Below are 17,771 nucleotides of genomic sequence, written 5' to 3'. Positions count from 1 at the left end.
TACAACCGGAGTCTCCCATGACCGAATCACCCCTCACCGCGACCCCTCGCCGCGCTCGGCCGTTCGCGCTCGTGGTGGCCGCGGCATCCCTTCCGATGTTCATGGCCACGCTCGACAACCTCGTCATGACGAACGCGCTCCCGGTGCTGCACCGCGAGATGGGCGCGAGCGTCGAAGAGCTGCAGTGGTTCGTCAACGCGTACACGCTGGCGTTCGCCGGTGCGATCCTCATCGCCTCGGCGCTCGGCGACCGGTTCGGCCGCCGCACCCTGTTCGCGATCGGCATCGCCGTGTTCGGCGTGGGCTCGGTGCTCGCCGCGCTCAGCACCGACCCAGGTCAGCTCATCGCCGCCCGTGCGGTGCAGGGTCTGGGCGCCGCAGGCGTCATGCCCCTCTCCCTCGCGCTGCTGAGCGGGGCGGTGCCGCCGGCGCGACGCGCACTCGCGATCGGCATCTGGGGCGGCGTCTCGGGGCTCGGCGTCGCGGTCGGCCCGCTCGTCGGCGGGGCCATCATGGAGGGCTGGGACTGGCAGGCGATCTTCTGGATCAACGTGCCCGTCGCGATCATCGCGATCCCCCTCGCGCTCGTCGTGCTGAACAACGACTTCGGCGCCCGCGCCCGCATCGACGTTCCGGGGGCGCTGCTCGCGGCGGCCGGTGTGCTCGCCCTCGTCCACGCGATCGTGCGCGGCAACGACGACGGCTGGGACTCGATCGGGGTCATCGCGGAGATCGTGCTCGGCACGCTGCTCATCGCCGCGTTCCTCTGGTGGCAGACCCGCGCGCAGGCGCCCCTCATGCCGCTGCGCCTCTTCCGCGACCGCTCGTTCTCGATCACCAACATCGTCGGATTCGCGTTCAGCTTCGGCACGTTCGGGGCGGTGTTCATCCTGATCCAGTACCTGCAGGTCGTCCAGGGATCCACGCCCCTCGAGGCCGCCGTGCAGACCACCCCGTGGACGCTCGCGCCCATGATCGTCGCCCCCATCGCCGGCATCCTGGCTCCGCGTGTCGGCACGCGCATCCTGCTCGTGCTCGGCCTCGCCCTGCAGGGCGTCGCGCTCACGTGGATCGCCGCCGTCATGTCGACCGACCTCGACTACCCGACGCTGATCGCGCCGTTCATCATGGCGGGCGTCGGCATGGCGCTCGTGTTCGCCCCGTCCGCGACCGCGCTGCTCGCGACACTCGGACTCATCGACCACGCCAAGGCGTCCGGCGTGAACTCCACCGTCCGTGAGCTGGGCGTCGCCCTGGGCACCGCCGTGATGACCGCGATCTTCGTGAGCGCCGGCGGCGAGCTCCTGCCCGACATGTACGTCGACGCCGCCCGCCCCGCGGTCTTCACCGGTGCGGCCGTCCTGTTCGCCGCGACGATCGTGGCGCTATGGCTCCCCTCCGGCAAGGGGACGACGGCTGCCGTGCCCGCCGTGCCTGCCGAGGCGGAACTCACCCCCGCTCGATAGGCCGCCGACGAGGCGGCTCAGTCGCCCTTGCCGCGCAAGGCGCGCGTGAGCGGGCCGTCCACGAAGAACAGCAGGAACGCAGCGGAGCCGATCCAGGGGGCCAGCGCAACGACCGCCGCGGAGATGAAGAGGGCGCTGAGCGAGCCGCGGCCGTAGGCCACAGCATCCGCTCGAGTCATGTCGGGGAGCATGACGTCACGTCGGCGCACGGCCCAGCCCCACTGCAGCCAGCTGAACAGGATCGCCAGGAAGAACGCCAGAGGCATCGCGAGACGGCCGGCGAGGAAGTCCGAGTACTCGGTGGTGAGGTTCGTCGCGAACGGCACCAGCACGATGAACAGCAGGCGGGCGTTGTTGAGCCACACCATCGTGGCGTCGACGCGCGCGATGTGCTCGAACTGGTGGACGTGCACCATCCACATCAGGCACAGCAGCCCGAAGCTCAGCACGAAGTTCAGGAAGAGCTCGCCCATGCCGCCGAGGGCGGCCCACATGTCGGCGTCGGAGTCGACCTTGCCGGGTGAGTACTGCGTCAGGTCGAGCACGAGCAGCGTCGCCGCGATCGCGAACACCCCGTCGGTGAACGCCTCGAGACGCGTCGTGCGCTGCGTCGCCGCCGGATGCCGCCGCTGCCTGATCATGGCGCCAGGGTAGCGACACTCGCGACGGGCGGTGCGCAGCGCCCGCCGTCACACGGGGTCACCGCATCTCCGCGGCAGCGTGCGCTGGGGTTGGATGGAGGTGGAGACGGATGCCGCGCCCCTCTGCATCCGAGACCTGGGAGGCCAGCGTGACCGAGCATGTTCCGTACGTCGTGGTCGGCGCGGGTGCCATGGGGCTCGCGACGACGTGGCAGCTCGCGCGCCGCGGCCGCCGCGTGGTCGCCCTCGAACGGTTCGAACGGGGTCACACGCGCGGAGCCTCGCACGGCGCGACCCGCAACTTCAACAACGCCTACGGCGCCGCCCACTACCTCGACCTGCTCACGCTTGCGCGCGCCGAGTGGGACGAGCTCTCGCGCGCGACCGGCGAACCGCTGCTGCGCCTGCACGGCCTCGTGACCCACGGCGACGACGCCGTCGTCGCCGACGTGCATCGCGCGCTCGTCGCCCGCGGCGAGCGCGCCGAGGTGCTCGCCGCGCACGAGGCGGCACGGCGCTGGAGCGGCATGCGCTTCACCGACGACGTGCTGTTCACTCCCGACGCCGGGGTGGTCCGCGCGTCCGCCGCCCTCGACGCGCTCGAGCACGGCGCGCGCAGCCACGGAGCCGACGTCCGCTTCGGGCACCGCGTGGTCTCGCTCGACGAGCGCGCCGACGGCGTCGCGCTGACGGTCGACGTCGACGGCGAGCGCCACGATCTCGTGGCCGAAACCGTGGTGGTGACCTCAGGAGCCTGGACCCCCGGCATCCTTCCGGCGTCCTTCCCGCTCCCGCGGCTGACCGTGACCGAGGAGAGCCCGGCGCACTTCACCCCGACCGCGCCGGATGCGCGGTGGCCCTCGTTCAACCATCTCCTGTCGCCGCAGCGGTACCCCGCGAACGTCTACGGCATGCCGACGCCGGGCGAGGGCGTGAAGGTGGGCTTCCACCTCGTCGGCCCCGTGGTCGACCCCGACGCCCGCTCCTTCCGTCCGGTGCCCGCGCAGGCCGCGCAGCTGCGGGATTACGTCGCCGAGTGGTTCCCGGGTCTCGACGCCGACTCGGCCGAGCCCATCAGCTGCACCTACACGTCCACGGACTCGCAGGACTTCCTCCTCGACCGCCGCGGCCGTATCGTCGTCGGCGCCGGATTCTCCGGCCACGGCTTCAAGTTCACGCCGGCTGTCGGTTCTGTCCTCGCCGACCTCGCGACCGACGACGGTTTCCGCGCCGCCGAGCCCTTCCGCCTCCCCTGAGCCGGCCCGCCGGAAACGACGGATGCCTCGACCCTGCGCGGTGCGCGGGTCGAGGCATCCGTCTGTGAAGCGGGCTACTTCTTGTAGTTGGGGGCCTCGACGACGATCTGGACGTCGTGAGGGTGGGACTCCTTGAGGCCGGCCGCCGTGATGCGGACGAACTTGCCCTTGGCCTTGAGCTCGTCGATCGTGCGGGCGCCGACGTAGAACATCGACTGACGCAGGCCGCCGACGAGCTGGTAGGCGACGGCCGAGACCGGACCGCGGTACGCGACCTGGCCCTCGATGCCCTCGGGGATCAGCTTGTCGTCGGTGGGGACGTCGGCCTGGAAGTAGCGGTCCTTCGAGTACGACGTCTTCTTGCCGCGGGTCTGCATCGCACCGAGCGACCCCATGCCGCGATACTGCTTGAACTGCTTGCCGCCCTGGAAGACGATCTCACCCGGCGACTCGTCGGTGCCGGCGAGGAGCGAGCCGAGCATGACGGTGTCGGCGCCGGCGACCAGCGCCTTGGCGATGTCTCCCGAGTACTGGAGTCCGCCGTCGGCGATCACGGGGATGTCCGCTTCGCGCGCGGCCAGGTAGGCCTCATACACCGCGGTCACCTGCGGCACGCCGACGCCTGCGACGACGCGGGTGGTGCAGATCGAGCCTGGACCGACGCCGACCTTGACGGCGTCGACGCCGGCGTCGATGAGCGCCTGCGCGCCCTCGCGCGTCGCGACGTTGCCGCCGATCACGTCGATGTGGTCGAAGCTCGCGTCGGCCTTGAGGCGGCGGACGATGTCGATGACACCCTGCGACTGCCCGTTGGCGGTGTCGACGACGATGACGTCCACCCCCGCGTCGCGCAGGGCTTCGGCGCGCTGCCAGGCGTCGCCGAAGAAGCCGATGGCGGCACCGACGCGGAGGCGGCCCTGCTCGTCCTTGGTGGCGAGGGGGTACTTCTCGCTCTTGTCGAAGTCCTTGATGGTGATGAGACCCGCGAGCTTGCCGTGCTCGTCGATGAGCGGGAGCTTCTCGACGCGGTGCTGCGCGAAGAGCGCGATGACCTCGCCGGCGCTGATGCCCACGCGACCGGTGACCAGGCCGTCGGTCGTCATGACGTCGCGCACCTTGGTGGTCTGACGCTCGAAGCCCGAGACGAAGCGCATGTCGCGGTTCGTGACGATGCCCACGAGGTGGTTCTCATCGTCGACGACCGGGAGGCCCGAGATGCGGTACTGCGAGCAGAGCGAGTCGACCTCTTCGATCGTGGCATCGGGCGTGGTCGTGATCGGGTCGGTGATCATGCCCGACTCGCTCCGCTTGACGCGGTCGACCATCGAGGCCTGATCCTCGATCGCAAGGTTGCGGTGGATGATCCCGAGACCGCCTTCGCGGGCGATCGCGATCGCCATGCGCGACTCCGTCACCGTGTCCATCGCGCTCGAGATGAGCGGGGTCGCGACGGTGATGCGTCGCGTCACCCGGGACGAGGTGTCGGCTTCGCTGGGGATCACGTCGGTGTGGCCGGGCAGCAGCAGCACATCGTCGTAGGTCAGTCCGACGAAGCCGAAGGGGTCGTTGTGCTCCATGGGGGTCTCCTCGCGCGGGCGCGCGCGTGCTCTGGGGGTGGACAGCGGCGGCCGGTGCGCTCGTGACGCTCCGTACTCGATTCTAAGCGCGCACAGGCCCCGTTTGTTCCCGGGATAACGGCACGCGCGAGCGCGCGCGAGCCGGTGAACGCTGTCCGGTTGCGATCGGATCACTTATCCACAAGGAACCTTGGGCGAAACAGCGACGACACATTACAGTCGTAGCGTCGTCATCACGGCCGATGCGACCCGAGCTTCGGTGTCCGCGTGGTGTGCCGAACTGGAGGTTCTGTGGGTCCTACGACTGTGACCACGATCAGCAGCCGCCGCTGGATCCTCGTGATCTTCGGCCTGCTCTTGGCCGCGGGAATGGTGTTCCTGTCCGCACCCACCGGTGCGCGCGCAGACGCCCCCGACACCCCCGGCGGCGACCAGGAGCAGACCGACTTCTACTTCGGCGGCGTGATCAAGTACGACGACCAGCCCGTCGAGGGCGTCACGATGTCGATCGAAGGCAACGGCTTCAAGGCCGAGACCGTGACGGATGCCGAGGGCAAATGGCGTCTGTACGTGCCGGAGAAGGAGGAGTACGTCCTCACCGTCGACGAGGACACGCTGCCCGAGGGCGTGATCGTCGACCCGGCGCAGCTGCCGGAGGGCATCCAGCCCAAGCAGGGGACGACGGCGTCGTTCGACGTGAGCTTCGGCCTCACCGGGTCGAAGATCGTCAACCTCTTCCTCGGCGAGGGCGAACGCGTCACCACGTCGTTCTGGGACCAGCTCATCGAGCGACTCATGAACGGCATCAACTTCGGCCTGCTGCTCGCGCTCGCGGCCGTCGGCGTCTCGCTCATCTTCGGCACGACGGGCCTCAGCAACTTCGCCCACGGCGAGATGCTGACGTACGGCGCCGTCATGGCGCTGATCTTCGGCGTGTGGCTCAAGGTGCCGATGTACATCACGATCCCGATCGTCATCGTGCTGGGCGCGGTCCTCGGCTGGGCCCTCGACACCGGACTCTGGCGGCCACTGCGGCGCCGGGGCCTCGGGCTCGTGCAGCTCATGATCGTGAGCATCGGCCTCTCGCTGGCCGGCAGATACGTCTTCCAGTTCTTCATCGGCGGAGGCACCTACCAGCTGCCCGGCGCGGGAGCGCCGCGCGACATCGTCATCGGGCCGATCAAGCTGTCGTGGATCGACGTCACGTCGATGGCGATCAGCATCGTGCTCCTCGTCGCCGTGGCGTACTGGCTGCTGCGCACCCGCATCGGCAAGGCGACACGTGCGATCAGCGACAACCCGGGTCTCGCCGCCGCCTCCGGCATCAACGTCGACCGGGTGATCCGGATCGTGTGGATCCTGGCCGCGGCGCTCGCCGCGATCGCCGGCGTGTTGTGGGCCTACTTCCGCCCCGGCGTCAAGTGGGACATGGGAGTGCAGGTGCTGCTGCTGATCTTCGCCGCGGTGACGCTCGGCGGACTCGGCACCGCGTTCGGCGCCCTCATCGGCTCGCTCATCGTCGGCATCCTGGTCGAGATCTCGACACTGTGGATTCCGCCGGACATGAAGTACGTCGGCGCGCTCGCCGTGCTGATCATCATCCTGCTGGTGAGACCCCAGGGCATCTTGGGCCGGAAAGAGAGGCTCGGTTAGTCATGGACTGGGGACAGATCTTCAACAACACCGCCTACTGGGTCTTCAGCCCGGAGACCATCGCCTATGCACTCGCGGCAACCGGCCTCGCCGTCCAGTTCGGATTCGGTGGCCTGCTGAACTTCGGTATGGCCGGCTTCATGGCCCTCGGCGCCTACGGGTATGCGATCTCGATCCTGAGCTTCGGTTGGCCCTGGTGGGCGGGCATCCTCGTCGGCTGCGTCGCCGCTGTGATCTTCGCGCTCATCCTGGGTATCCCGACGCTGCGCCTTCGAGCCGACTACCTCGCCATCGTGACGATCGCCGCTGCTGAGATCGTGCGCCTGCTGCTCACGACCCAGCTGTTCGACGAGTGGACGAACTCCGCCGACGGGCTCGGCGGCTACCATGCCGGTTTCCGCGGGGCGAATCCGTTCCCGAAGACCGGCGCGGACGGCGAGCCCATCATCTATGGCTTCGGACCGTGGCAGTGGACCGCCGACCAGCTCTGGGTGCGCGTGTTCGGCATCATCCTGCTCGCGATCGCCGTGTACCTCGTGTGGGCGATCATGCGCAGCCCGTGGGGTCGCGTGCTCAAGGGCATCCGCGAGGACGAGGACGCCGTCCGCTCCCTGGGCAAGAACGTCTTCTCCTACAAGATGCAGGCGCTCATGATCGGTGGCGTCTTCGGAGCGCTCGGCGGCGTGGTTTTCGCACTGCCCTCAGCGGTCGTCCCGGCGACGTACACGACGAGCCTCACGTTCTTCATCTGGACGATCCTGCTGCTCGGCGGCGCGGCCACCGTGTTCGGTCCGGTCGTCGGCTCGGTCATCTTCTGGGTGATCATGGGCTTCCTCGACAACGTGCTCCCCGTGCTTGCGCAGTCCGACATCCCGATCCTGTCGCTGCTGACCGCGCAGCAGGCCGCGACCCTCCGGTTCATCCTCGTGGGCGTCGCGCTCATGCTGATCGTCATCTTCCGCCCGCAGGGCATCTTCGGAAACAAGAGGGAGCTGACCTTTGTCAAGTAACCCGCCCAGCAACCCGCCCACTGACGAGCCGGTGGTCCCCGTCACGACCGCGACCGGCAGCATCCGTCGCCCGAAGACCACCGGTCTCGCGAAGGGCGAAGGCGTCCCCGGCGTCGCCAAGAACGACCCGATCCTCGTGATCGACAACGTCACCCGCCGCTTCGGCGGTCTGACCGCCGTGGACGTCGAGCACCTCGAGGTCCCCCGGAACGCGATCACAGCCCTCATCGGCCCGAACGGTGCCGGCAAGACGACGCTCTTCAACCTGCTGTGCGGCTTCGACAAGCCCAACAGCGGAACGTGGAGCTTCGACGGGCAGAATCTCTCGGGCATCCCGTCGTTCAAGGTCGCCCGCATGGGTCAGGTCCGCACCTTCCAGCTGACCAAGGCGCTGTCGCTGCTCACCGTGCTCGAGAACATGAAGCTCGGGGCCACCGGCCAGCGCGGCGAGAGCCTGTGGGCGAGCATCGTCCCGGCCATGTGGCGCAAACAGGACAACGACATCGAAGACAAGGCGATGGACCTGCTCACGCGGTTCAAGCTCGACGCCAAGTCCGATGACTATGCGGCCTCCCTCTCGGGCGGCCAGCGCAAGCTCCTCGAGATGGCTCGCGCCCTCATGAGCGACCCGACGCTGGTGATGCTCGACGAGCCCATGGCCGGCGTCAACCCGGCGCTCACCGAGTCGCTGCTCGACCACATCCTCGACCTCAAGGACCTCGGCATGACCGTGCTCTTCGTCGAGCACGACATGCACATGGTCCGGCACATCGCCGACTGGGTCGTCGTCATGGCCGAGGGCAAGGTCGTGGCCGAAGGCCCACCCGACACCGTCATGCAGGACCCGGCGGTGATCGACGCCTACCTCGGCAGCCACCAGGACGTCGACCTCGGCGTCGTGACCGGACGCGTGGCCGGCGAACTCGACGCGTCCGCGGAGGAGCTGCTCGAGGAGATCAAAGAGGCCGAAGAGGCCTCGATCGCCGAGGCTGAGGAGGAGAAGAAGTGAGCGACGCCTCGACGAACCCCCGCACTCCGGGATCTGCCATCCCCGATCCCGGGGCGGCTCGCGTGGAGGGCATGAAGACCGGGACGGTCGTCGTGGAGGTCAAGGACCTCACCGCGGGGTACCTGCCCGGAATCAACATCATCAACGGCGCCAACCTCGTCGCCCGCAAGGGCGAGCTGATCGGCATCATCGGACCCAACGGCGCCGGAAAGTCGACGCTGCTGAAGTCGATCTTCGGCATGGTCAAGGTCCGTGGCGGCGAGATCACGGTCGACGGCACGAACGTCGTCGGGCTCAAGTCCGACAAGCTCGTGCAGCGCGGGGTCGGATTCGTGCCGCAGACGAACAACGTGTTCCCCTCGCTCACGATCGAGGAGAACCTGCAGATGGGGCTCTACCAGCGCCCCAAGGCCTACGCCGAGCGGCTCGACTTCGTCACGGGGATCTTCGCCGAGCTCGGCAAGCGACTCAAGCAGCGCGCCGGTTCGCTGTCGGGCGGAGAGCGCCAGATGGTCGCGATGTCGCGCGCGCTCATGATGAACCCGTCCGTCCTGCTCCTCGACGAGCCCTCGGCCGGTCTATCGCCCGTCCGTCAGGACGACGCCTTCATCCGCGTCTCCGACATCAACAAGGCCGGCGTGACCACGATCATGGTCGAGCAGAACGCCCGCCGCTGTCTGCAGATCTGCGACCGCGGCTACGTCCTCGACCAGGGCCGCGACGCGTACGAGGGCACCGGCCGCGAGCTGCTCAGCGACCCCAAGGTCATCGGCCTGTACCTGGGCAGCCTCGGCGCCGACGGGGTCTGACCTGACACACCACATAGAGAAGGAGGGGACCGGATGCTGCGGCATCCGGTCCCCTCCTCTTATCTGTGCACGCGCTGTCCGAGCGCGCGTTCTCCTCATAACTGCTTCATCGCTGCGGCCGTCCTCCATACGTGTGCGGGCGTCCTGCTTGTGACACCGCGTACGGAGCACGCCTGGCCGGCGCCGCGAAGGCAGAGCACAGGCCGAGCAAGCAACAGGGCCCCGGATCGCTCCGGGGCCCTGTTGCGTCGGTCTGGTTTACAGGTCGATGCGGGTGTAGAGGTTGTCGGCACCGTACTGGAAGACACCGATGGTGGCCTCGGTCGGGTCGCCGTTCTCATCGAACGTGATCGGACCGGAGAAGCCGTCGTAGTCCGCTACGCCGCCGCCGAGGATGATGTCGGCGCAGTCGGCGAAGGTGTCGCACTTCTCTCCGTCACCCGAGCCGCCCGAGACTTCCTGCAGCTTGCCGGCGATGTCGGCCGGATCGGTGGAGTTCGCGGCCAGCGACGCGAGCGCGAGCAGCACGACGGCGTCGTACGCCTCGTTGGCGTACGAGAAGTCGGTCAGCTCGGGGTTGCCCTCGCCGGTCCACCACTCGTTGAGGCGTCCCTGGAAGTCGGTGTCGGGAGCGGGACCCGCGGGGGTCGTGCCCTTCGCCCCCTCCATGCTCACTCCGGCCGGCCACTTCTCGTCCGAACCGAAGTTCTTCAGGTTGCCGTCGACGAGGTACAGGTCCTCGGCGGGGTAGCCCGCGGCGATGAGCGCCGGGCCGATCGTGTAGATCTCGTCGAACGTGATCAGCGCGATGGCGTCGGGGTTGGAGGCGAGGATCGCGGAGATCTGCGCGTCGAAGTTCGTGTCACCGGTGTTGTAGGACTGCTCGGCGACGATCTCGCCGCCCGAACTCGTGAAGGTGTCCTGGAACACCTTGTTGAGGCCCGTGCCGTACGAGTCGTTCTGGTACAGGACTGCGACGTTCTCGTGACCGTCCTCGGCGACGAGGTTGCCGAGGACCTCGCCCTGGAGCGTGTCGGCCGGAGCCGTGCGCCAGTAGAGGTTGTTGTCGTCCCACGTGGTGAAGTCCAGCGACGTGTTCGCCGGGGAGAACGTGATGATTCCGGCCGCGACCGCGTCGTCGAGGAAGAGCTTCGTCACACCCGAGGACGCGGCGCCGATCGCAGCCGAGACCTTCTCGGAGATCAGCTTCTGGATGGTGGTGGCATACGCCTTGTTGTCGGTGTCGCCGGAGTCGCCCCAGACGATGTCGGGGATCGTGACGCCCTTGGCGGCGTCATTGATGTCGGCGGCCGCCAGGCCGACGCCGGCCTCCTCGGGCGGGCCGAGGAATGCGAGCGTTCCCGTCTGGGGCAGGATCGTGCCGATCTTCAGGGTGAGGTCGCGCTCCTCCGTGGGCGGAGTGGTCTCGCTGCTCCCACCGCCGCCGCCGGAACAACCGGCGAGGACGAGGGCGCTGGCGCCGATGAGCGCGATGCCACCGAGGACGGTGGTCGTGCGCGAGCGGGTGAAGACGCTCATGTTGCTCCTTGCTGTGCGATTACAACGGGAACGGCTCGGGCGCCGACCCAGTGCACTAAACCTAATCGTCGTCAAGCGTCGCCAATGTTGCCTTTCGTTAACGATCTGTAACAGCTTGAAAACCGTGATCGGACCGTAATTCCAGACGCTCTCCGGGTCCCTCCGCTGTGGATAACTCGCAGGCCCGTTCGCGCGCACCGCCGGAACCGATTCCGCTGCCGGCGCCGGCCTCCCATACCCCTTGCGGGTATACACTGGACCGAGCGGGTACCCCTGAGGGGTATCCCCCATGACCCAGAGGAGAAATCATGGCTGAGGCCGAGTACACGGTGACGGGAATGAGCTGCGGGCACTGCGAGGCGTCCGTGCGCGGCGAGGTGTCCAAGCTCGAGGGCGTCCAGGACGTCCAGGTGAGCGCGGCCGCCGGCACGCTGAAGATCGTCTCCGCCGCCGAGCTCGCTGACGACGCCGTCATCGCGGCCGTCGACGAGGCCGGCTACAGCGCCGTCCGCGCATGAGCGAGCCCTCGATCCCTGCCGCCCGGTTCGAACTCGAGATCGGCGGGATGACGTGCGCGTCGTGCGCCGCGCGGATCGAGAAGCGGCTGAACCGGATCGACGGGGTCGAGGCATCCGTCAACTACGCCACCGAGAAGGCGTTCGTCACCGCTCCCGCAGAACTCGACCCGCAGGCGCTCATCCAGGAGGTCGAGAAGACCGGGTACACGGCTGCGCTGCCCGCACCGCCGGCGACCGAGCTCTCCGCTGAAGAGGCCGCAGACCCCGAGCTCACCAGCCTGCGGCAACGGCTCATCGGATCGATCGTGCTGTCGGCGCCGGTGATCCTCCTGGCGATGATCCCGGCGCTGCAGTTCACCTACTGGCAGTGGGCGTCGCTGGCGCTCGCGGCGCCGGTGGTCGTGTGGGGCGCGTGGCCGTTCCACCGCGCCGCCTGGATCAACCTGCGCCACGGTGCGGCCACGATGGACACGCTGATCTCGCTCGGCGTCTCTGCGGCGTTCCTGTGGTCGCTGTACGCGCTGTTCTTCGGGCACGCGGGCATGCCGGGGATGACGCACACCTTCGAGTGGTCGGCCACCCCGCAGGGCGGCGCGGGCGACATCTACCTCGAAGTCGCCTCCGGCGTCACGACGTTCGTGCTCGCGGGCCGGTACTTCGAGCAGCGGTCGAAGCGCCGCGCGGGAGCTGCGCTGAGGGCCCTGCTCGAGATCGGCGCGAAGGACGTCGCCGTCCTGCGCCCCTCGGGCGACGGTGCCGCCGAGGTGCGCGTGCCGGTCGCCGACCTCCGCGTCGGCGAGGAGTTCGTCGTGCGGCCCGGCGAGAAGATCGCCACCGACGGCGTCGTGACCTCCGGGACCTCCGCCGTCGACGCCTCGATGGTGACGGGCGAATCGGTCCCCGTGGAGGTCTCCCCCGGCGATGCGGTCGTCGGCGCCACCGTCAACGCGGGCGGCCGTCTCGTGGTGCGCGCGACGCGCGTGGGCGAGGACACTCAGCTCGCGCAGATGGCGCGGCTCGTCGAGGACGCCCAGTCGGGCAAGGCCCAGGTGCAGCGCCTGGCCGATCGCATCTCCGGCGTGTTCGTCCCGATCGTGCTGCTGATCTCCCTCGGCACGCTGGTGGCCTGGCTCCTCATCGGCGCCCCGGCTTCCATGGCCTTCACCGCGGCCGTCGCCGTGCTCATCATCGCCTGCCCGTGCGCGCTGGGGCTCGCGACCCCCACCGCGCTGCTCGTCGGCACCGGCCGCGGCGCGCAGCTCGGCATCCTCATCAAGGGTCCCGAGGTGCTCGAGTCCACGCGCACGGTCGACACGGTCGTGCTCGACAAGACCGGCACCGTCACCACCGGACGCATGTCGCTCATCGACGTCGTGATCACCGGATCCGCCGACCCGCACACGAACCAGGCGTCCGCGGCCCGCGCCGAGCTGCTGCGTCTCGCGGGTGCCCTGGAGCACGCCTCCGAGCACCCCATCGCGCAGGCGATCGCCCGTGCCGCGACCGCCGAGGCCGGAGACCTCCCCCACGTCGAGTCGTTCCAGAACGTTCCCGGCAAGGGCGTCACGGGCGTCGTCGAGGGGCACGCGGTGCTCGTCGGCCGCGACGCCCTGGTCGCCGACTGGGCGCTGACCCTCCCCGACGACCTCGCCGTCGCGAAAGCCGCGGCCGAGGCGCTCGGCCGAACCCCGGTGCTCGCCGCGTGGGACGGCGCGGTGCACGGCCTCCTCGTCGTCGCCGACCAGGTCAAGCCCACCAGCCGCGAGGCGGTGAGGCAGCTCAAGGCCCTCGGCCTCGTGCCGGTGCTCCTCACCGGCGACAACGCCGCCGTGGCACAGGCCGTCGCCGACGAGGTCGGCATCGAGCGCGTGATCGCCGAAGTGCTCCCGCAGGACAAGGTCGCCGTCGTCACCGAGCTCCAGGGCGAGGGCCGCGCCGTCGCGATGGTCGGCGACGGCGTGAACGACGCCGCCGCCCTCGCGCAGGCCGACCTCGGCCTCGCGATGGGAACCGGGACGGATGCTGCGATCGAGGCCTCCGACATCACCCTGGTCCGCGGCGATCTGCGCAGCGCTTCCGACGCGATCCGCCTCTCGCGGGCCACCCTCGGCACGATCAAGGTCAACCTGTTCTGGGCCTTCGCGTACAACGTGGCCGCGATCCCGTTGGCGGCGCTGGGCCTGTTGAACCCTATGATCGCCGGAGCGGCGATGGCGTTCTCGAGCGTCTTCGTGGTGGGCAACAGCCTGCGCCTGCGCCGCTTCCGCAGCCTCTCGACCGCTCACCGTTGAAGGAGCCCGACATGACCGACACCACCCTCGAGCACGCGCACTCCGACTCCTCCGAGCACTCCCACCACGGCTACATCACCGACAAGGACAAGTACCTCAATCGCCTCAAGCGCATCGAGGGGCAGGCGCGCGGCATCCACAAGATGGTCGAGGACGAGAAGTACTGCATCGACATCCTCACGCAGATCAGCGCGCTGACCTCCGCGCTGGAAGCCGTCGCCGTGGGTCTGCTGGATGACCACCTGCGCCACTGCGTGGTGGATGCCGCGCGCCTGGGCGGCGCCGAGGCCGACGCGAAGATCACCGAGGCCACGCAGGCCATCGCCCGCCTGGTGCGCTGAGCGCTAGGCCGCGACGCGGCTGCGGCGGGCGTGGATCAGCGAATCGACCGTGAGGACGACGAGCGCCACCCACACGAGACCGAAGCCGATCCAGCGCTCGAGGGGCATCGGCTCGCCGAGCAGGAGCCAGCCCACGAGGAACTGCAGGACCGGCGCGACGAACTGCAGCAGCCCGATGGTCGTGAGCGAGACGCGGCGCGCGCCCGCGGCGAAGAGCAGCAGCGGCACCGCGGTGATGACACCCGTCAGGCTGAGCAGCACGGTGTGCTGCCAGCCGTCCGCCCCCATCGTGAGCCCCTCGGTCGCGCCGACGATCACGAGCACCACCACCGCGATCGGGGTGAGCCACAGCGTCTCGAGAGTCAGGCCGCTCACGGCGTCGACCGACGGCCCGACCTTCTTCTTCACGAGGCCGTAGACGCCGAAGGATGCCGCGAGCGTGAGCGCGATCCACGGGAAGGCGCCATACCCGATCACGATCACGGCGACCGCCGCCGCCGCGATGCCGATGGCGACCCACTGCGTCGGCCGCAGGCGCTCGCGCAGCACGAGCACGGCGAGCAGCACCGTCGCGATCGGGTTGATGAAGTAGCCCAGGCTGGTCTCGATCACGTGGCCGTTCAAGGCCCCGTAGATGAACACCTGCCAGTTGACGTAGATCAGCAAGCCCGCGATCACGGTGAGGCCGAGCACCCTCGGCTGCCGGAAGATCGCCGCAAGCCGCGGCCACGTGCGGGTCACCGTGAGCAGCAGCGCGCAGAAGACGAGCGACAGCAGGATGCGCCACGCCACGATCTCCCACGGACCGGTGGGCGCCAGGAGCAGGAAGTACAGCGGGAGGAAGCCCCACAGCAGGTACGCGGAGAACGTGAAGACCCCGCCGAGCCGGCGTTCCCGGGCTTCGACGGTGTCGGACACGACCCTGCGGGTGCCGGTGGTGACGCCCAGGTCGAGCGCCGTCGAATCGTCGAGCCCGTCCACCACGTCGCGACCGGGAAGCGAAGACTGCTCGTGACTCACTGCGTCAGCCTACGCCCGGCCCACCGGGGCGCGCTCCGCAGCCGAAGGGTCCCAGCATCCGTTCTCCGTCATCCGTGGTGTCATTCCTGCCACCGTCGGACGACCCGCTCCTCCCCTCCCCTCGCATCGCCTCGCTGCTCCGCAGTCACTTCTGGTGCGTTGCGGGCCATCGGCTCCCACCCTTCGTGACCGCGGAGCACATCGTGTCGTGCACGCAGACGACGAAAGAGCCGGATGCCGAAGCATCCGACCCTTTCGGGGTGCGCGTGGTGCGCGAGAACTCAGCGAACGACGACCGCGAGGACGTCGCGAGCCGACAGGACGAGGAACTCGTCGCCGCCGAACTTGACCTCGGTCCCGCCGTACTTGCTGTAGATCACGCGGTCGCCGACGGCGACGTCGAGCGGGATGCGGTTGCCGTTGTCGTCGATACGACCCGGGCCCACCGCCACGACCTCGCCCTCCTGGGGCTTCTCCTTGGCGGTGTCGGGGATGACCAGACCGCTGGACGTGGTCTGCTCGGCCTCGACCTGCTTGATGACGATGCGGTCCTCGAGCGGCTTGATGGAAACCGACACGGTCTACCTCTTCTTTCTTGAGACTAAGACTCGTTAGCACTCTGACGTTGAGAGTGCTTACGTCAGTCTAGGCAACCGGCTGGCACTCATGCAACGTGAGTGCCAATGCATGTCATGCACGCTCCGCCTGAGCCCGAGCGCGACCGGACAGATCCGACCCCGATGTATCAGCCCGCCCACCCGGCGGCTCCTGGAGACATGGCCACGGAACGCAACCCCCTCTCGCAAAACGTGAGTCTTGGTGGTAGACCTGACGTCATCGGGGGTTGTGTCCTGAACCTGGGGATTTTCGGGCGATGACGAAGAGTTTCACGCTCGCTGTGGACATCGGCACCAGTAGGACTGCCGCATCCACAGCGATGACAGATGCAGAAGGAAACGTCGAGACGGCGCGGTTCGCGCTGGGGCGACAAGCGGACAGCGCGCCGACGGCGGTGTTCGTCGCCGACGACACCCTGCTGTACGGCGAGGCTGCTGAGAGACGCGGGCTCGCACAGCCCGAACGGCTCGTGCGCGAGTTCAAGCGCCGGATCGGCGACGACGTGCCGGTGGTGGTCGCCGGCCGCCGGCTCGCGACCGAAGAGCTGTTCGCAGGCATGGTGGCGTGGGTGGTCGAGGCCGTCGCCGAACGCGAAGGGCGCCACCCCGACGCGATCGTCGCCACCGTCCCGGTGACGTGGGGCGACTACCGCCGCAGCCTCGTCGTGGCCGCCCTGGCCGCCGAGGTGTCGTGCCCGGTGACGCTCGTCGCCGAGCCGGTCGCGGCGGCGTGGCACTACCACGCCACGTCCGCGCTCGACGGCGACCGCGTGCTGGCGGTGTACGACCTGGGCGGCGGCACCTTCGATGCGGCGCTGGTGGGCGCCGCGCCGGACGGCACGCTGCAGATCATCGGATCGCCGGCGGGCATCCCCGACTTCGGGGGCGCGGACTTCGACGATCTCGTGGTGCGCCATACGATCGCCGCCGCCGGCCTCTCGACGGCGGACCTCGCTGCCGATCCCGAGGCGCGCGTCGCGCTCGCGGCGCTGCGACGCGAGTGCGTCGAAGCAAAGGAGGCGCTCTCGTTCGACTCCGAGGCCGCCATCCCGGTCTTCCTGGGTGGCGCGGGAACGACCGTGCGCATCACGCGAGCCGAGTTCGAGGCTCTCATCGAACCGGGGATCGAGCGCACCATCGACGTGCTGCATTCGCTGCTCGAGACCAACGACATCGGCGCGCGCCTGGACGCGATCCTGCTCACCGGCGGCTCCTCGCGCATCCCGCGCGTCGCGCAGCTGCTGTCGGACCGCCTCGATGCCCCGATCGCGGTGGATGCCGATCCCAAAGCCATCGTGGCGCTCGGCGCCGCCCGCATCGTCGCCGGCGGGCACGCTCACCGTGCGCCCGCCGGGACTGCGGCGGTGTTCGGCGCGGGAGTGGCTGCTGCCGCGGTCACCGCGCCGGCCGATGCCCTCGGCCTCTCACCGGCCACCGACGCGGAAGTCGCGGCATCCGGGTTCCCGGACGAGCGCACCCGCGCCGGCCGCCGGCGTTGGATCCGGCGTGTGCCTACCGCGGCGGCTCTGGCCGGCGGGTCGATCGTGCTCGCGAGCGGCATCGTGCTGGCCAGCGCCACCGGGCTCGGCAACGGCACGCTCCCGGCCGACGAGGCGCAGACGGCGTCATTCGGCGAGTGGCTGGGCGTGGCCCTCGGCGAAGCGCCGGCCGCGGCGGCCGAATCGGGGCCCGCTCCCCCGACAGCGACTCCCGTCCCGCCCGACAAGAAGGCTGCGCCGCCGCCCAGCGTGACACCCAACCCGCGGCTTCGCGTGGCGGAGCGGGCGACCGAGGCTCGCCGGGCGGAGACCGCGGCACCGGAGTCGGCGTCGCCGAAGACGGATTCGACCGGCACGCCGTCCAAGCCCTCGACACAGACGGGGAGCGACACGGCGACGGACCCGCAGACCGATCCGGCGGCGGATCCCACCACGGATCCGCTCGAGAACGCCATCGCCGCTCCGGCGATCATAGGGTTCAACAGGCCCAGCGCCGCCAACGGGATCGCGGCCACGTTGTACGCG

At 69.3% G+C, this 17,771-nt stretch carries 14 protein-coding genes and 1 pseudogene; 10 read left to right on the top strand and 5 right to left on the bottom strand.

What is annotated here, in order from left to right:
• Positions 1 to 17: 17 nt before the first annotated feature.
• Positions 18 to 1,466: an MFS transporter gene (locus RS82_RS03935; RefSeq protein WP_045297067.1), complete on the top strand. Its 1,449-nt coding sequence runs from the start codon at positions 18 to 20 to the stop codon at positions 1,464 to 1,466.
• A gap of 17 nt (positions 1,467 to 1,483) precedes the next feature.
• On the opposite strand, the gene RS82_RS03930 is transcribed toward RS82_RS03935, so the two are convergent.
• Positions 1,484 to 2,107: a TMEM175 family protein gene (locus RS82_RS03930; RefSeq protein ID WP_045297066.1), complete on the bottom strand. Its 624-nt coding sequence runs from the start codon at positions 2,105 to 2,107 to the stop codon at positions 1,484 to 1,486.
• Between the two features lie 149 nt (positions 2,108 to 2,256).
• Here RS82_RS03930 and RS82_RS03925 point away from each other — a divergent pair, with 149 nt between their 5' ends.
• Positions 2,257 to 3,363, top strand: a complete 1,107-nt coding sequence (locus RS82_RS03925) for an FAD-dependent oxidoreductase (RefSeq protein ID WP_045297170.1) — start codon at positions 2,257 to 2,259, stop codon at positions 3,361 to 3,363.
• 74 nt (positions 3,364 to 3,437) lie between these two features.
• Here the strand turns inward: RS82_RS03925 and guaB are convergent, their stop codons facing one another.
• On the bottom strand, positions 3,438 to 4,940 hold the full coding sequence (gene guaB / locus RS82_RS03920; RefSeq protein WP_045297064.1) for an IMP dehydrogenase: 1,503 nt from the start codon (positions 4,938 to 4,940) through the stop codon (positions 3,438 to 3,440).
• Between the two features lie 369 nt (positions 4,941 to 5,309).
• Between guaB and RS82_RS03915 the strand changes: the two genes are divergently transcribed.
• The 4 genes from RS82_RS03915 (at position 5,310) to RS82_RS03900 (ending at position 9,421) form a co-directional block, all read left to right on the top strand.
• The gene (locus RS82_RS03915; RefSeq protein WP_084695452.1) at positions 5,310 to 6,593 is read left to right on the top strand and encodes a branched-chain amino acid ABC transporter permease; all 1,284 of its coding nucleotides are present in this window, start codon (positions 5,310 to 5,312) and stop codon (positions 6,591 to 6,593) included.
• 2 nt (positions 6,594 to 6,595) lie between these two features.
• Complete coding sequence (locus tag RS82_RS03910) at positions 6,596 to 7,603, top strand: branched-chain amino acid ABC transporter permease (RefSeq protein ID WP_045297062.1); 1,008 nt, start codon at positions 6,596 to 6,598, stop codon at positions 7,601 to 7,603.
• 31 nt (positions 7,604 to 7,634) lie between these two features.
• Positions 7,635 to 8,612, top strand: a complete 978-nt coding sequence (locus RS82_RS03905) for an ABC transporter ATP-binding protein (RefSeq protein ID WP_396653170.1) — start codon at positions 7,635 to 7,637, stop codon at positions 8,610 to 8,612.
• 71 nt (positions 8,613 to 8,683) lie between these two features.
• The gene (locus tag RS82_RS03900; protein WP_045297167.1) at positions 8,684 to 9,421 is read left to right on the top strand and encodes an ABC transporter ATP-binding protein; all 738 of its coding nucleotides are present in this window, start codon (positions 8,684 to 8,686) and stop codon (positions 9,419 to 9,421) included.
• Between the two features lie 258 nt (positions 9,422 to 9,679).
• Here the strand turns inward: RS82_RS03900 and RS82_RS03895 are convergent, their stop codons facing one another.
• Positions 9,680 to 10,960: an ABC transporter substrate-binding protein gene (locus RS82_RS03895; RefSeq protein WP_045297061.1), complete on the bottom strand. Its 1,281-nt coding sequence runs from the start codon at positions 10,958 to 10,960 to the stop codon at positions 9,680 to 9,682.
• Positions 10,961 to 11,268: 308 nt separating this feature from the next.
• On the opposite strand from RS82_RS03895, the gene RS82_RS03890 reads away from it, so the two are divergent.
• From RS82_RS03890 to RS82_RS03880, 3 genes are read left to right on the top strand one after another with little or no spacing between them, the layout of a single operon-like run.
• A complete protein-coding gene (locus tag RS82_RS03890) occupies positions 11,269 to 11,478 on the top strand; it encodes a heavy-metal-associated domain-containing protein (RefSeq protein ID WP_045297059.1) in 210 nt (69 codons plus the stop codon).
• Positions 11,475 to 13,769 carry a heavy metal translocating P-type ATPase gene (locus RS82_RS03885; protein WP_045297057.1) on the top strand — a complete coding sequence of 765 codons (2,295 nt, stop codon included), beginning with the start codon at positions 11,475 to 11,477 and terminating at the stop codon, positions 13,767 to 13,769. Before RS82_RS03890 ends, RS82_RS03885 begins: the two co-directional genes overlap by 4 nt.
• Positions 13,770 to 13,780: 11 nt before the next feature.
• A complete protein-coding gene (locus RS82_RS03880; RefSeq protein WP_045297055.1) occupies positions 13,781 to 14,110 on the top strand; it encodes a metal-sensitive transcriptional regulator in 330 nt (109 codons plus the stop codon).
• A 3-nt stretch (positions 14,111 to 14,113) separates the two neighbouring features.
• On the opposite strand, the gene rarD is transcribed toward RS82_RS03880, so the two are convergent.
• Together rarD and groES are read right to left on the bottom strand one after the other, a co-directional pair.
• A complete protein-coding gene (gene rarD, locus RS82_RS03875) occupies positions 14,114 to 15,028 on the bottom strand; it encodes an EamA family transporter RarD (RefSeq protein WP_045297166.1) in 915 nt (304 codons plus the stop codon).
• A 383-nt stretch (positions 15,029 to 15,411) separates the two neighbouring features.
• Complete coding sequence (gene groES / locus RS82_RS03870; protein ID WP_045275440.1) at positions 15,412 to 15,708, bottom strand: co-chaperone GroES; 297 nt, start codon at positions 15,706 to 15,708, stop codon at positions 15,412 to 15,414.
• A gap of 296 nt (positions 15,709 to 16,004) precedes the next feature.
• Between groES and RS82_RS22020 the strand changes: the two are divergent.
• A pseudogene (locus tag RS82_RS22020) lies at positions 16,005 to 17,051 on the top strand (Hsp70 family protein); the annotation flags it as partial.
• Positions 17,052 to 17,771: the final 720 nt, after the last annotated feature.

The sequence above is a fragment of the Microbacterium trichothecenolyticum genome, assembly GCF_000956465.1.
In the GTDB taxonomy this organism is placed as follows: domain Bacteria; phylum Actinomycetota; class Actinomycetes; order Actinomycetales; family Microbacteriaceae; genus Microbacterium; species Microbacterium trichothecenolyticum.
This window is presented reverse-complemented; position numbering and strand designations above follow the sequence as displayed.